This window comes from Prevotella sp. (assembly GCF_051059605.1).
In the GTDB taxonomy this organism is placed as follows: domain Bacteria; phylum Bacteroidota; class Bacteroidia; order Bacteroidales; family Bacteroidaceae; genus Prevotella.
The window spans coordinates 584,275-599,310 of the sequence record NZ_CP050883.1 but is presented as its reverse complement, the minus strand read 5'-3'; the positions used below and the strand labels follow the sequence as shown (position 1 = coordinate 599,310).

13 protein-coding genes are annotated in these 15,036 nt (G+C 37.0%); 2 read left to right on the top strand and 11 right to left on the bottom strand.

Translation table 11 applies throughout. The features are described 5' to 3' along the window. Positions 1-14 precede the first annotated feature (14 nt). The 3 genes from metA to HEQ28_RS02345 form a co-directional block, all read right to left on the bottom strand. The gene (metA, locus tag HEQ28_RS02355; protein ID WP_434503585.1) at positions 15-932 is read right to left on the bottom strand and encodes a homoserine O-acetyltransferase MetA; all 918 of its coding nucleotides are present in this window, start codon (positions 930-932) and stop codon (positions 15-17) included. 317 nt (positions 933-1,249) lie between these two features. Continuing rightward, positions 1,250-3,283: a M13 family metallopeptidase gene (locus tag HEQ28_RS02350; RefSeq protein ID WP_434504409.1), complete on the bottom strand. Its 2,034-nt coding sequence runs from the start codon at positions 3,281-3,283 to the stop codon at positions 1,250-1,252. Between the two features lie 29 nt (positions 3,284-3,312). Next, on the bottom strand, positions 3,313-5,247 hold the full coding sequence (locus tag HEQ28_RS02345; protein WP_434503584.1) for an ABC-F family ATP-binding cassette domain-containing protein: 1,935 nt from the start codon (positions 5,245-5,247) through the stop codon (positions 3,313-3,315). 122 nt (positions 5,248-5,369) lie between these two features. Between HEQ28_RS02345 and HEQ28_RS02340 the strand changes: the two genes are divergently transcribed. Then, the gene (locus tag HEQ28_RS02340) at positions 5,370-7,484 is read left to right on the top strand and encodes a Tex family protein (protein WP_434503583.1); all 2,115 of its coding nucleotides are present in this window, start codon (positions 5,370-5,372) and stop codon (positions 7,482-7,484) included. A gap of 59 nt (positions 7,485-7,543) precedes the next feature. Here HEQ28_RS02340 and rplT read toward each other — a convergent pair whose 3' ends face one another. The 8 genes from rplT to HEQ28_RS02300 all read right to left on the bottom strand — a co-directional run bounded on the left by rplT (position 7,544) and on the right by HEQ28_RS02300 (position 14,566). After that, on the bottom strand, positions 7,544-7,888 hold the full coding sequence (gene rplT / locus HEQ28_RS02335; RefSeq protein WP_018464712.1) for a 50S ribosomal protein L20: 345 nt from the start codon (positions 7,886-7,888) through the stop codon (positions 7,544-7,546). Positions 7,889-7,921: 33 nt separating this feature from the next. Beyond that, complete coding sequence (rpmI, locus tag HEQ28_RS02330) at positions 7,922-8,119, bottom strand: 50S ribosomal protein L35 (RefSeq protein WP_296960808.1); 198 nt, start codon at positions 8,117-8,119, stop codon at positions 7,922-7,924. 138 nt (positions 8,120-8,257) lie between these two features. Further along, on the bottom strand, positions 8,258-8,890 hold the full coding sequence (infC, locus tag HEQ28_RS02325; RefSeq protein WP_434503582.1) for a translation initiation factor IF-3: 633 nt from the start codon (positions 8,888-8,890) through the stop codon (positions 8,258-8,260). Between the two features lie 115 nt (positions 8,891-9,005). Beyond that, the gene (thrS, locus tag HEQ28_RS02320; RefSeq protein ID WP_434503581.1) at positions 9,006-10,958 is read right to left on the bottom strand and encodes a threonine--tRNA ligase; all 1,953 of its coding nucleotides are present in this window, start codon (positions 10,956-10,958) and stop codon (positions 9,006-9,008) included. 85 nt (positions 10,959-11,043) lie between these two features. Next, a complete protein-coding gene (locus HEQ28_RS02315) occupies positions 11,044-13,020 on the bottom strand; it encodes a tetratricopeptide repeat protein (RefSeq protein ID WP_434503580.1) in 1,977 nt (658 codons plus the stop codon). A gap of 7 nt (positions 13,021-13,027) precedes the next feature. Further along, positions 13,028-13,591: a peptide deformylase gene (gene def, locus HEQ28_RS02310; protein WP_434503579.1), complete on the bottom strand. Its 564-nt coding sequence runs from the start codon at positions 13,589-13,591 to the stop codon at positions 13,028-13,030. Positions 13,592-13,611: 20 nt separating this feature from the next. Then, a complete protein-coding gene (gene ruvX / locus HEQ28_RS02305; protein ID WP_434503578.1) occupies positions 13,612-14,043 on the bottom strand; it encodes a Holliday junction resolvase RuvX in 432 nt (143 codons plus the stop codon). 34 nt (positions 14,044-14,077) lie between these two features. Further along, positions 14,078-14,566, bottom strand: a complete 489-nt coding sequence (locus HEQ28_RS02300) for an SPOR domain-containing protein (RefSeq protein ID WP_434503577.1) — start codon at positions 14,564-14,566, stop codon at positions 14,078-14,080. A gap of 249 nt (positions 14,567-14,815) precedes the next feature. Between HEQ28_RS02300 and HEQ28_RS02295 the strand changes: the two genes are divergently transcribed. After that, positions 14,816-15,034: a YtxH domain-containing protein gene (locus HEQ28_RS02295; protein ID WP_434503576.1), complete on the top strand. Its 219-nt coding sequence runs from the start codon at positions 14,816-14,818 to the stop codon at positions 15,032-15,034. Positions 15,035-15,036 lie beyond the last annotated feature (2 nt).

The window sequence follows — 15,036 nt, the reverse complement described above, 5'->3', positions numbered from 1 at the left end:
TTTACAGTTACTTATTAACGAATCTCATCAATATTATATGGAGTCTCCTGATATACATAATAGTTAATCCAATTGCTATACAAAAGGTTAGCATGCGCACGCCAAGTTACAAGAGGATCATTGTCAGGATTGTTATCTCTGTAATAATTAAAAGGTAATTCTACATCATCTCGTGTGCCAAGATCTCGCTTATATTCTTTATCAAGAGTATCAGGGGCGTATTCAAGATGACCAGTAATGAAGAATTCTCTGCCACCACGTGCCATAACCATACTCACTCCACTATCAGGAGATTCGGCTATTATCTTCAAATCATCAACCTTCTCTATATCGTCACGATGAACTTCTGTATGACGACTCTGTGGCATATTGAATAAGTCGTCAAAACCACGGAATATTGGCAATGTCTGTTCTAAAGGATATTGTCCAAAGATTCCAAACATTTTCTTTGATAATGAATATTTTGGTATGTCGTAGAAATGATAAAGTGCAGCCATTGCACCCCAACAAAGATACATTGTACTGGTGACATGAGTACGTGCCCAATCAAAAATATTTGTTATCTCGGGCCAATATTGAACATCTTCATAATCCATTGTCTCTATCGGAGCACCTGTGATTATCATCCCGTCAAACTTCTGCTTGCTGAGTTCGTCAAAATCCTTATAAAACATCATCATATGCTCAATAGGTGTGTTCTTGGGAGTATGACTTTTCAGTTTCATAAAATATATCTCAACCTGTAATGGTGTATTTGAGAGCAAACGTACCAAGTCAGTCTCTGTCGTTATCTTCAATGGCATAAGATTTAAGACAACGATTCTCAACGGGCGAATTTCCTGGCTGTGAGCACGGGTTTCGTCCATTACAAATATATTTTCTTTCTTCAGAATTTCAATAGCCGGCAATTTATCCGGCAATCTTAACGGCATAGTTTATCCTTTCACTTATAAAATTATATGCAAAGATAACGCAAATTGAATACAATACAAAAAGAATCCTTTCTTTTTTATTGTTGAGATGCAGCTTATCTTATCTAAAGATAACGCAAATTGAATACAATACAAAAAGAAATCTTTCTTTTTTATTGTTGAGATGCAGCTTATCTTATTTAAAGATAACGCAAATTGAATACAATACAAAAAAGAATCCATTCTCTCTTATCTTTAAAAGGTAACTTATCTTTGTACAAAAAAAAGGTGCTGGAAACATGTTTCCAGCACCAATTATAATTATTAAAAATAGCTTTTTACCAAAGTTGCAAACGCTCACTTTCTGGCAAATACATCTTATCACCCTTCTTTATGTTCCATGCCTTATAGAAAGTTGCAACATGAGGAAGTGCACCGTTTACACGCCACTCACCAAGAGAATGAGGATCACGCTTCACACGATTACGAATTTCTTTTTCTGTGATATTCTGTCCCCAAACACCAGCATAAGCTAGGAAGAAACGCTGAGCAGGAGTGAAACCATCCTTATCTTTCAAAGCCTTATTTGCAGTAGCCTTCATTAATGCATTGTAAGCAACCATCAAACCTCCGTGGTCTGCAAGGTTCTCGCCCAATGTAAATTTACCATTAGAATGGAGTCCAGGAAGAACCTCTATTCCATCAAAATAGTCAGCATACATCTTAGCACGACTATCAAAGCCCTTTGCATCATTGGCAGTCCACCAATCTTTCATATTACCATCAGAATCATATTGACGACCTTGATCATCAAATCCGTGAGTCATCTCATGTCCAATGACAACACCGATAGCACCATAATTGAATGCAGCATCAGCCTTAGGGTCAAAGAAAGGATACTGAAGAATACCTGCAGGGAAACAAATCTCGTTTGTTGTAGGGTTGTAATAAGCATTAACAGTCTGAGGTGTCATAAGCCACTCATCCTTATCAACAGGCTTACCCGCTTTGTCAGCAATGTGCTTATCATGAGCAAACTTGCGACATGCCATTATATTCTCGTAGTAACTCTTAGATGGATCTATTGTAAGTTTGCTATAATCAGTCCACTTGTTAGGATAACCTATCTTAACATAGAATTTGTCTAACTTATTATGTGCATTTGCTTTAGTTGTATCGCTCATCCATGTCTGAGCGTCAATACGCTCTCCAAGACTTAGCTGAAGATTCTTTACGAGCTCAGTCATCATCTTCTTAGAAGACTCTGGGAAGAAACGCTTTGAATACATACGACCGAGAGCCTCGCCCATCTGTGCTTCTACCTGATTCGTAGCACGCTTCCAAAGAGGATAATCCTCTTTACGGCCACTCATTGCCTTACCAAAGAAATCGAAGTTTGCTTCACGGATTTCATCAGAAAGGTAGCTAGCACTGTTCTGAATAACATCCCACTCCATAAGAGCTTTGATCTCGTCGGCTGTCTGCAAAGATATCAACTTGTCAAGACCTGTCATAAATGCAGGCTGACCAACAACCATTGACTGAATATATTCACTCTTTACACCCTCAGCATTAGCAAGTTGTTCCAAAGGAATATTAGGATAATCAGATTTAAACTCAGTAAGAGTCATCTTATTGTAATTAGCCTGAGGATCACGAAGTTCTGTCATGCTCTTAGAAATAAGAGCAACCAATGTCTCCTGACGGAAGATATCAGCACTCTTTGCCTGAGCAGCAGCCTCGTCAAAGCCATATAGCTTAAAGAGACGTGCAATGTGCTTTTTATAAGCCTCGCGAATAGCAACTGTAGCAGAATCATTATTTACGTAATAATCTTTCTGTCCTAAAGTAAGACCACTCTGAGAAATAGACAATATGTTGTTTTTTACATCTTTCTCATCTGCACTGAAATACGAACCAAACTGGATACCATAGCCCTGTTCAGCATATTTGATTTGCATAGCGCGCAAATCATTAACAGTCTTTGCTGATTCGATTTCATCAAGCATTGATTTTACAGGAGCGATTCCAGCTTTGTTACGTACATCTACATTAAGAGACTGCTTGTAGAAATCAGATAGCTTCTGCTCAATTGATCCCTTCTTGAACGTCTTTTTCTGAAGATCGCTAAGAATGCTGTTAATACGCTTGTTGTTGTCTTCCTGCAACTGATCAAAACTACCAAAACGGCTATATGCAGCTGGCAGCGGATTGTTTTTCTGCCAACCACCAGTAGCAAACTGGTAGAAATTGTCCTGAGGACGAACAGACTTGTCGAAGTTTTTCTCCACAAGTCCCGAATTATTCTGTGCTACACCAACCATAGGTGCTGCAGCAAACATCATAATCGGAAATAAACTTTTCATTTTCATCATCTAAATAGTTTATGTTTATAATATTACTATTTCTGTAATTCACTTAAAGCATCAGATAAAATGAACCATTCTTCATTTTCCTTCTCTAAAGAATCCTTTATTGACTTGTATTCTGTTACAAGTTTCATATTCGTAGAATTCTTAGGATTCATCAATAAAGTATCAAGTTCTTTTATCCTCTTCTCCATCGTTGCAATTTTTGTCTCGCAGTCTTTGACTTTCTTTTCAGCCTTCTTTAGCTTTTTCTGCTGCTCTTTATGTTCTGCATAAGACATTTTGCTAGCAGGAGATTCAACTGTTTTGCTAGAAGCATCAAATTGAACGGTGGCATTAGTTATAGCCTCATGTATTGTTTCTGCATTATGTGCATGAAGGTAATCATAGATTCCGCCAAGATGCTCTATGACTTTACCTCCACCAAACTCATAAACTTTATCAACAAGTCCATCGAGGAATTCACGGTCATGACTTACGATAATAGCTGTTCCGTCAAAAGCTTTTATAGCTTCTTTCAAGACATCTTTTGATGGCAAATCCAAATGGTTTGTAGGTTCATCAAGGATAAGAAGATTTACAGGTTCCAATAATAGTTTTATCATAGCCAAGCGACTACGCTCTCCACCACTTAAGACCTTTACCTTTTTATCAGAAATTTCACCACCAAACATGAATGCACCTAACAAATCATTAATTCTAAGACGCATATCACCTGTAGCAACTTCGTCTATTGTATCATATATGCTAAGGCTCTCATCAAGTAATTGTGCCTGATTCTGAGCGAAATATCCAATTTGCACGTTATGTCCAACTTTCAGTTTTCCTGTATATGAAATTTGATTCATGATACATTTTACGAGAGTAGACTTTCCTTCACCATTTTTTCCTACAAAGGCTACTTTCTCGCCGCGCTTTATTGTGAGATTCACATCCGAGAATATAGTATGATCGTCATAATCCTTCCTTAACTCCTCACATATTACGGGATAGTCTCCACTTCTGAGGCAAGGAGGGAACTTTAGATGCATTCTGCTATTATCAACATCATCAACCTCTATTGGTACAATTTTTTCGAGTTGTCTTATTCTCTGTTGTACCTGTACAGCTTTGGATGCTTGATATCTGAATCTATCTACAAAAGCCTTTATGTCAGCCATTTCTCTTTGCTGGTTTTCATAAGCACGTAGCTGCTGTTCACGACGTTCAGCACGTAACACAAGATACTGATTATACTTAACTCTATAATCCTCTACGTGTCTACATGTTAATTCCAACGTGCGATTAGTAACGTTGTTTATAAAAGCTCTATCATGACTAACCAAGAGAACTGCACTTGAACTCTGCGTAAGAAATTGTTCTAGCCATTGAATACTCTCTATATCCAAATGGTTAGTAGGTTCATCCAAAAGGAGAACATCTGGTTTCTGAAGTAATATCTTAGCTAATTCTATACGCATACGCCAACCTCCAGAGAATTCTTTTGTTGGACGATCAAAATCCTCGCGAGAAAAACCAAGTCCGAGAAGAGTCTTTTCTATCTCTGCCTCGTAACTTTCACCACCAAGCATCGTATAACGTTCATGTTCCTGACTGAATTTATCAACCAAATCTGCATAAGAATCGCTTTCATAATCTGTACGATCAGTCATTTCTTGCTGCATTTTTTCAAGACGCAGCTTCAGTTTGGTGTTATTTGCAAAAGCCTTTCTTGTCTCCTCTTTAACTGTTGTATCATCCTGAAGTTTCATTACCTGTGGGAGATATCCTATAGTAGAATCATTGGGGATAGCTATATTACCAGCTGTAGGTTTCTGTAAACCACACAATATCTTAAGCATGGTTGACTTTCCCGCACCATTTTTACCTACTAGTGCTATGCGATCACGATCATTCACAACAAAACTAACATCCGTGAACAATGGCTTCACGCCAAACTCAACCTTTAAACCTTCTACTGAAATCATTTCAATTTTACTATTTTATTATTGTTTACAAAGGTAGACATTATCAATAATATTACAAAATTAATTCTATAAATTTAATAAAAGTATTATCTTTGCATACCAAGTATAAACTAAAAAGTAATATGACTAACGTAAATGATATAATATCAAAGAATTTGAATATCCCTATTATAGGAGTTTCAAATACTATAATGTTGCTCGATGAAGGATGTACAATCCCTTTCATTTCAAGATACAGAAAAGAACGTACAGGATCTTTGGATGAAGTACAAATTACAGACATAAGTGTAATGTATGATAAACTGAAAGAGCTTATCAAAAGAAAAGAAACTGTAGTCAAAACTATTGAAGAGCAAGGTAAGCTAACATCAGAACTATCAAAAAAGATAGATGAATGTTGGAATGCTAATGAGCTGGAAGACATATACTTACCATATAAGCCAAAAAGAAGAACTAGAGCACAAATTGCAAGAGAAAATGGACTTGAACCACTTTCTGTAATAATAATGATGCAACGTGAACAAAACCCACAAAAAGTAGCAGAAAGATTTGTAAAGAACAATATAAAAAGTGTAGAAGAAGCATTAGAAGGAGCTAAAGATATTATTGCAGAAACTATAAGTGAAGATGAACAAGCAAGACAATCTGTAAGAAAGTCTTTTAAACGAGATGCGATGATTATATCTAAAGTAATAAAGAATAAGAGCGATGATGAACAAGCACAGAAATTTTCTGACTACTTCGATTTTCAAGAGCCTTTAAAGCGTTGCAGTAGTCATAGATTATTAGCTATGAGAAGAGGTGAAAACGAAGGAATCTTACGCATCAGCATTAATACAGACGAAGATGAGTGTATAGATAATATAAAGAGACATTACATTCATGGATATGGCAAATGTCAGCAACTTCTTGACGAAGCTATCAATGACTCTTTCAAAAGATTAATAAAACCATCTATTGAAACTGAGTTCGCAAATCTAAGTAAGGAACTAGCTGATGATGAGGCAATAAAAGTTTTCGCTGAAAATCTGAGACAATTACTATTAGCTGCACCTTTAGGTCAAAAACGAGTTATGGGAGTTGATCCAGGTATAAGAACCGGATGCAAAGTTGTATGTCTTGACGCCCAAGGAGAACTAATTTTTCACGACGTAGTATTTGCGGTTGGTGACAAAGCAAGTAGCAACGCTTTAAGTAAGTTCAACAATATCGTAAAAGACTATAACATCGAAGCTATTGCTGTAGGTAACGGAACAGCAAGCCGAGAAACTTCAGACATACTTAGAAAAATTGAAAACATACCAACTTATGTTGTTAGTGAAGATGGTGCTTCTATATATTCGGCATCAAAAATCGCTAGAGAGGAGTTTCCTGAATATGACCTAACTGTACGTGGAGCTGTTTCTATTGGAAGAAGACTTATGGATCCATTAGCTGAACTTGTGAAACTAGACCCTAAAAGTATTGGAGTTGGACAATATCAGCATGATGTAAATCAAACGAAACTAAAGAAAACCCTTGATACGGTTATAGAAAGTTGTGTAAATACAGTTGGCGTAAATCTTAATACCGCAAGTAAACATTTGCTTACATACGTGAGTGGACTCGGTCCTACCATTGCACAAAATATTGTTGATTACAGAAAAGAGAATGGAGCTTTTGAAAGCAGAAATCAACTTAAAAAAGTTGCCCGCCTTGGTACAAATGCCTTTGAACAATGCGCAGGATTTCTTCGCATACCTGATGCAAAGAATCCCTTAGACAATAGTGCTGTGCATCCTGAGAGTTACAAAGTTGTTGAGAAAATGGCAAAAGATAACAACTGTAAGGTAAAAGAACTTATAAATAATAAGGAGATTTTAAAAAGCATAAAGCTATCAAATTATATCACCGACAGTATTGGACTACCTACACTACAGGACATACTGAAAGAATTGGAAAAACCAGGATTGGATCCAAGAGATCAAATTGAGACTTTCGAATTTGCCAAAGACGTAAAATCAGTTGAAGATTTAATAATTGGTATGGAACTTCCTGGAATAATAACCAACATCACAAATTTCGGGGCTTTTGTTGATATTGGCGTTCATCAGGACGGATTGGTTCATATCTCCCAAATGGCAGACAGATATATTAAAGACCCAAATGAAATTGTGAAGCTCCATCAACAAGTAAAGGTTAAGGTGATTGAAGTTGACAGAAAAAGAAACAGAATAAGTCTTAGCATGAAACTATAACCAACAAAAAAGTCGCATTAGAACAAACTAATGCGACTTTTAATATGTAATAAGATAATTTACTTAACCTTATCAACAATAGCCTTGAAAGCCTCTGGATTGTTAACAGCTAGGTCAGCAAGGACCTTACGGTTAATTTCAATACCAGCCTTATGAAGAGCACCCATAAGTGTAGAGTAGCTCATATTCTCAAGACGAGCGGCAGCGTTAATACGCTGAATCCACAATGCGCGGAAATTGCGCTTCTTGTTTCTACGATCGCGGTAAGCGTAAGTAAGACCCTTTTCCCAGGTATTTTTAGCTACCGTCCAAACATTCTTTCTAGCTCCATAATAACCTTTAGTGAGCTTTAGAATTCTATTTCTCTTTGCTTTTGAAGCAACGTGATTTACTGATCTTGGCATAGTTTTCTTCTTTAAATATTCTACTAAGTTAAATTAACGGAGGCAGAGCAAGTCACGAACCTGCTTCATGTTAGTTTGGTCAACCAGTGTCTGGTGAACAAGATTTCTCTTCTGCTTCTTTGTTTTCTTAGTCAGAATGTGACTGTGGTAAGCATGATGTCTTTTAATCTTACCAGTACCGGTGAAAGTAAATCTTTTCTTCGCACCGGAATTTGTCTTAACTTTTGGCATTTTTTTAAAATTTTAAATTATTATCTATGAGTGGCAACGCATATACCAGGCGTTACGCACTTATTTTTCTTTAATTTTCTAAAGTTTAATCTTCTTACAAATTATAAGAACATCCACACCAACCTTCACTTTTGTGAATTAATCGTTGTTTTCGTTATTATCTTCAGTAAGTTTTTCAACTCTTTCTACAGAATCAGTTCCACTCTCACGCTTCTCCCTATCCAACTTCTGTTGGCTTTTCTTTACAACACCAATTTTCTTTGGTGCAATATATAGAAACATTTTCTTACCTTCAAGTTTAGGCATCTGCTCAACCTTACCATATCCTTCCAAATCATTAGCAAAACGGAGTAACAAAACCTCACCTTGCTCCTTGAAAAGGATAGAACGACCACGGAAGAACACATAAGCACGAACCTTATTGCCTGCATTTAGGAATTCCTGTGCATGTTTCAACTTAAATTGATAGTCATGCTCATCTGTCTGAGGACCGAAACGAATTTCTTTCACCTCAACCTTTATCTGCTTCTGTTTCATCTCTTTCTGATGTTTCTTCTGCTGATACAGGAATTTAGAATAGTCAACGAGACGACAAACAGGAGGCTGCGCATTAGGAGATATCTCAACAAGATCTAACCCCTGTTGGCGTGCCATTTCTAAAGCTTTTCGTGTAGGAACCACTTCTGACTCGTCCTCTCCTACAATTCGGACTTCACGTACACGTATCTGTTCATTCGCACGGTACTGATTTTTCAATTTGTCATTCTTCATTAAACTATTTTATGTTCGTTTATACACTAAACGGGTGCAAAATTACGAAAAAGTCGGGAAGTACCAAAATAAATCCCGACTTTTTTATATTATTATTCTTATATATTATATATAATTACTCATTAACAGCAGAAAGCATTTCCTTTACTTCTGCATTGATACGCTGTGCAAACTCTTCCATTTTCATGGTTGCCTGTTCGCCACCACCCTGCTTACGCATGCTGACAAGACCTTCTGCACTTTCGTTCTCTCCCACAATAACCATATAAGGTACACGCTTCAACTCGTTATCACGAATCTTGCGTCCTATCTTCTCGTTACGGTCATCAATCGTTGCTCTAACGCCAACAGAATCAAGATATTGCCCAACCTTCTTTGCATAGTCATTATACTTTTCTGAAATAGGCAAAATAGCAACCTGATCAGGTGTAAGCCACAATGGGAAGTGTCCTGCTGTATGTTCGATAAGGACAGCTGTGAAACGCTCAAGACTACCAAATGGGGCACGGTGAATCATTACAGGCGTTTTCTTTGTATTATCCTCTGCAGTATATTCCAATTTGAAACGTGCAGGAAGATTATAATCTACCTGAATAGTACCCAGCTGCCATTTACGTCCGATAGCATCTCTTACCATAAAGTCAAGTTTTGGACCGTAGAAAGCAGCTTCACCTATCTCGCATTTAGCATTAAGTCCCTTTTCTTTGCAAGCTTCCTTGATAGCATTTTCACTTTCTTCCCAAACTTCATCAGAACCGATATATTTTTCTTTATCACTAGGATCACGAAGTGATATCTGTGCTTCATAATTATCAAAATGGAATGTCTTGAAAACTTTAAGAATAATATCAATAACATTCTCAAATTCAGCCTTTACTTGATCTGTGCGAACAAATATATGTGCATCATCCTGTGTGAATGTACGTACACGAGTCAATCCATGTAATTCACCGCTCTTCTCATAACGGAATACAGTTCCGAATTCTGCAATACGAAGAGGTAAATCTTTATATGAACGAGGTTTACGTGCATAAACTTCACAATGGTGAGGACAGTTCATTGGCTTCAACATATATTCCTCATCCTCTTCCGGAGTATGAATAGGTTGGAAAGCATCCTTACCATAATGAGCATAGTGACCAGATGTCACATACAGGCTCTTACCACCGATACCCGGAGTTATAACTTCCTGGTAATTATATGGGCGAAGAAGTCCACGAAGCATTTCCTGCAAACGAAGACGAAGCTGTGTTCCCTTTGGTAACCATATTGGTAAGCCTTTGCCTACACGTTCTGAGAACATAAATAGTTCCATCTCCTTACCAATCTTACGATGATCTCGTTTCTTAGCTTCTTCAAGCATCACAAGATACTCATCAAGCAACTTTTTCTTCGGGAAAGAGATACCATATATACGAGTCATCTGCTCGCGTTTAGCATCACCGCGCCAGAAAGCACCAGCAACACTTGTTATCTTTACTGCCTTTATTAATCCTGTTGAAACAAGATGTGGACCACGACAAAGATCTGTAAAATTTCCTTGTGTGTATGTAGATATTGTTCCGTCCTCAAGATCCTGTTCGATATGCTCGCACTTATATTCCTGACCGTCTGCCTTAAATTCATTAAAAGCATCAGTTTTAGTTACATCCTTGCGAACTACAGCCTCGTCCTTCTTGGCAAGTTCCAACATCTTTGCCTCTATTTTAGCAAAGTCGTTTTCCGAGATAACTTGTCCTTCTGCAGGCATTACATCATAGAAGAATCCGTTTTCTATAGCTGGGCCGAAGCCAAACTGTATACCAGGATACAATTCTTTTAGAGCTTCAGCAAGAAGATGTGCAGAAGTGTGCCAGAATGTGTGCTTTCCTTCTTCATCTTCAAACTTATAAAGTGCAATTGAAGAATCCTCATTAATAGAGCGATTCAATTCCACGATTTCACCGTTAACCCCGCAAGATACAACGTTGCGAGCGAGAGCAGGTGATATACTCTCTGCGATTTGAAAGCCAGTTACGCCCTGCTCATACTCACGAACAGATCCGTCTGGAAATGTGATTTTAACCATATTACAAATTAGTTTTATAAATCAAAGTTGACGCAAAGGTAATTTAAATCAATGAAATAACAAAATTATAAACGACATAATTTGGCTATTTCTCAACTGAGTACTTTTTCATCAAGGCATAGGCATCATAAATACCCAATTCACCCGCTTTACTTAAGTCTTTCAATCCGCCACGTATGTCGCTAGCAAATATTTTTGCAATACCACGATTATAATATGCTTCAGCCAATCTTGAATTTAGCTCAATAGACATATCGTAGTTTACAATAGCATTTTTATAATCCTTCATTGACGAATACACATTTGCCAAATCATAATACAAATATGCATTATCCTTGTCTATGCTAATAGCTTTTTTAAAGTCGCTTACAGACTTTGCCAACATCATGTTAACTCCAGAATTACTTTGAGAATCATAAGTTCTTACCAGAGACAAACAAACAGCACGCTGCCAATAAGCTAATTCCGACATACTATCAATACTTAAATAATCATTCAAGTCATTTATAGCCTCGTCGTAATTATATATCGTAGAATATGCCACAGCCCTCTGCAACAAAAGTTGAGAAGCAGCCTTCACGTCATTCGTCATCTTTATCTTATCGGTTAACGTCTGAATTGTTGTGAAATAATCTTTCGTATCTGTTTCTGAAATAGCGTCCGGTCTGCATGTGATATATAACACGTGAACAGGATTGACTTTTGAATTAAAAGCGTCTACATCCTTGTCGATCAACTGGAAATCATTTATTCCATTAGTATATTTCTGATATGACAATATAAACATTGGCATAAACTTAGTGGCTACTTCTCGGTTTTGCACATAACCTCGATATTCATTCTTATATTCAGGAGTGGTAACTTCTGAATCCTGCACAACCCATTGGTCATATTTTTCAACATCAATATCACTTAGCTTCCTTACTTGACGTAACTTTCCCTTAGTCCATCTCTGCTGCATTCCTAGATGTTTATTCATCTGAGCTTTAAAAACCCTAAACTCATCAAGTTCCGCCTTTGCAGTCATCCCAAGCCTGCGATAACATTTGGCACGACTTAACAAGCCCGACCAGAAATTAGGAAACTTATTTATAACTCTTGTATAATCTGATATAGCAGATCGGTAATTACCGATTTTGTCAAGCAATATAGCCCTATTGTATAAAGCCAGCAAATTATTAGGTTCCAGTCTCAGTACAAAGCTGAAATCTTGTATTGCACGATTATCATCACCTAAAGTCTGCCGTAACAGCCCCCGATTGTAATGAGAAATAAAATTATTTGGATCCATGTCTATAGCCTTGTCATAATCCTCCATTGCGTAACGAAGTTTATTGAGATTTACACGAACCATAGCTCTATAGGTATAATTATTCACTACTTTTGGTGAATAATGAATGGCTTTAGAAAATGCTTCGTCTGCCATCCTCCAATTCTTTCGCTGAAGATTAAGTCTACCCAATATTGACCAAGAATTACCATCATATGGGTTGACTCTCAACGTTCTTTCAAGCCATCTTGAAGCAGAAGCCGTATCGTTAGCATTTATATAAGTCTCTGTCATCAAACCATAAGAGTTTGATAAATCAGGCCATCTTTTTATAATATATTCAAGATCTTGTCTTGTCTGCTTTACATCTTTGCTCTGAAATCTAGCCCAAGCTCTATTAAACCAGTATCCTTTTTCATCAGGATTCAAGCTTAATGCCTTTGTATAATCATCAATGGCATCAGAATATCTTCTAAGATTTAATCTATTGCCTGCCCTTTCTGCAAACAATTCATGCACATACGGATTAAGTCTCACTGCTTCATTAAAATCATCCTCAGCACCGACATAATCACCAAGACTTTTTTTAGCTATACCCCTATAAAACCAAGGTTTATAGAGATACGGCTTATTTGAGATAACATTATTGCAATGTTGTATAGCTACTACATAATCATTGTTTTCAAGAGCTAACTCTCCAGACTGAAGCAGTCTGTCTGTATTATACTGAGCAAATGACTTGCTTCCTGCAAATACAAATATAACAACAAATATAAGCAGCCTCTTAAACATAATGTTATTATTTATGAGCTATTTTAGTTCTATACCCACAGCGAACCTTTCCTTTAAGCAGAGCTTTCAACTTTCCAAATATCAATTGCTTACGAAAAGGAGGCATTCTGTCAATAAACATTTTTCCTTCAAGATGATCAAACTCATGCTGCATGACTCTAGCTAAATATCCATCCACCCACTCGTCATGATCATTAAATTCATCATCCTTATATACTACGTGTATACGAGTTGGACGAGTTACATTTTCATGAATACCTGGTAATGATAAACATCCCTCCTCCATAGTTTCCTTTGGAGCATTCTCATCATATTCCAAAATATGAGGATTAATATAAGCCTTCCTGAAATCCTTGTATTCAGGAGCATCATCACTCAACACATCCAAATCAATAACAACGACTCTTATGTCCTTGCCTATCTGTGGTGCTGCTAATCCAACACCGTCGCTTGCTGTAAGCGACTCAAACATATCACTTATAAGTTCTTTCAATTCCGGGTAATCCGGTGTTATATCCTGAGCAACCTTTCTCAATACAGGTTGACCGTATATATAAATAGGTAAAATCATTCGCTTCGCGAAAATTTAAGTTATACATTTAATGAAGAGCGTCTATATTGCATATAATCCTGCAAAATGATCGTTGCAGATATTTCATCCACAAGCCCTTTATTTTCTCTTCGAGCCTTTTTCTTCACACCACAGTCCAATATCACTTTATGTGCTAAGACTGATGTAAAACGCTCATCATAATACTCTATTGGAATTTCAGGCATCGCCTTACGCCATCTATTCACAAACTGCTCAACTCGGGCAAGATTCTCACTTGGTTTACCATTTGGTTGTGTAGGTTTACCAATCACCATACACTCAACAGATTCCTTTGAAGTATAGTCTTTTAGAAAATCAAACAGTTGAGAAGTCGAAACAGTGACTAGTCCATTAGCTATAATCTGCAATGGATCAGTCACTGCCAGTCCAGTACGCTTCTTACCGTAATCTATAGAAAGAATACGTGCCATAAATATTTATTAGTGCCCATGAAAGAGCAAATAATTATTTATTGAAAAGCAACCAAGCATCAGCATACATTGCACGAAGAGTATTACGACCCTTCACAGCATCAACCTTTCCATCGAAAGAAGCTGCAACTACACGATACATATTTCTTTCGCTATTGTAAACGATAGAAGGATCATAACCAGCACTCTTAAGAGTACCTTGTAAACCTTCTGCATTTGCTTTCAAAGAGAAAGAACCAACTACAACTCCAAAGTTTTTCAATGCAGGACCACTGACAACAGTAACACTCTCTTGACGAACAACAGCATTATCAGCATTATCAACAACAGTTGTCTGAGTGGCAGGCTTTTGCTCCAAAGGAGTAACGATAGGTGCAGAGGTCTGAGCCACATCAGCTGACTGAGCCTGTTCCTGAGCCTTAGCTTTCTCATAAGCTTTTTTATAAGCGCTTTCACTTGATTTACAACTTGTAAACGCAAATGCTACACACAATCCTGCGCATAAAACCAAACTTTTTTTCATAATCTTTTTGTTTATTGAAATTAGACCTTAATTCATTAATATATCGTGCGAAATTACAAAATATATCACAAAAACGATTCAACAAACCGCATAAAGTTTGTTAAATCAAACAAATACGCGTGATTTAACAAAAAATGATATAAATTCTATTGCTTGCAAACAAAAGATTTATTATATTTGCCAATAAGATAAATTAAGACATAAGGATATTTATCATATAGATTGTTTAACAATAAAAATTACAAGATTATGAAAACATTAGGTTATATCGGAGCATTCCTAGGTGGTGCTATCGCCGGTGCTGCTATTGGTCTCTTAGTTGCTCCTGAAAAAGGAACAGAAACTCGTTGTAAAATTACAGACGCAGTTGATGATTTTTGCAAGAAACATAATATCAAACTCACCCGTAAAGAAGTTGACGACCTTGTTGACGACATCAAGGACGCAACTCCTGAAAACGCAGAATAAAT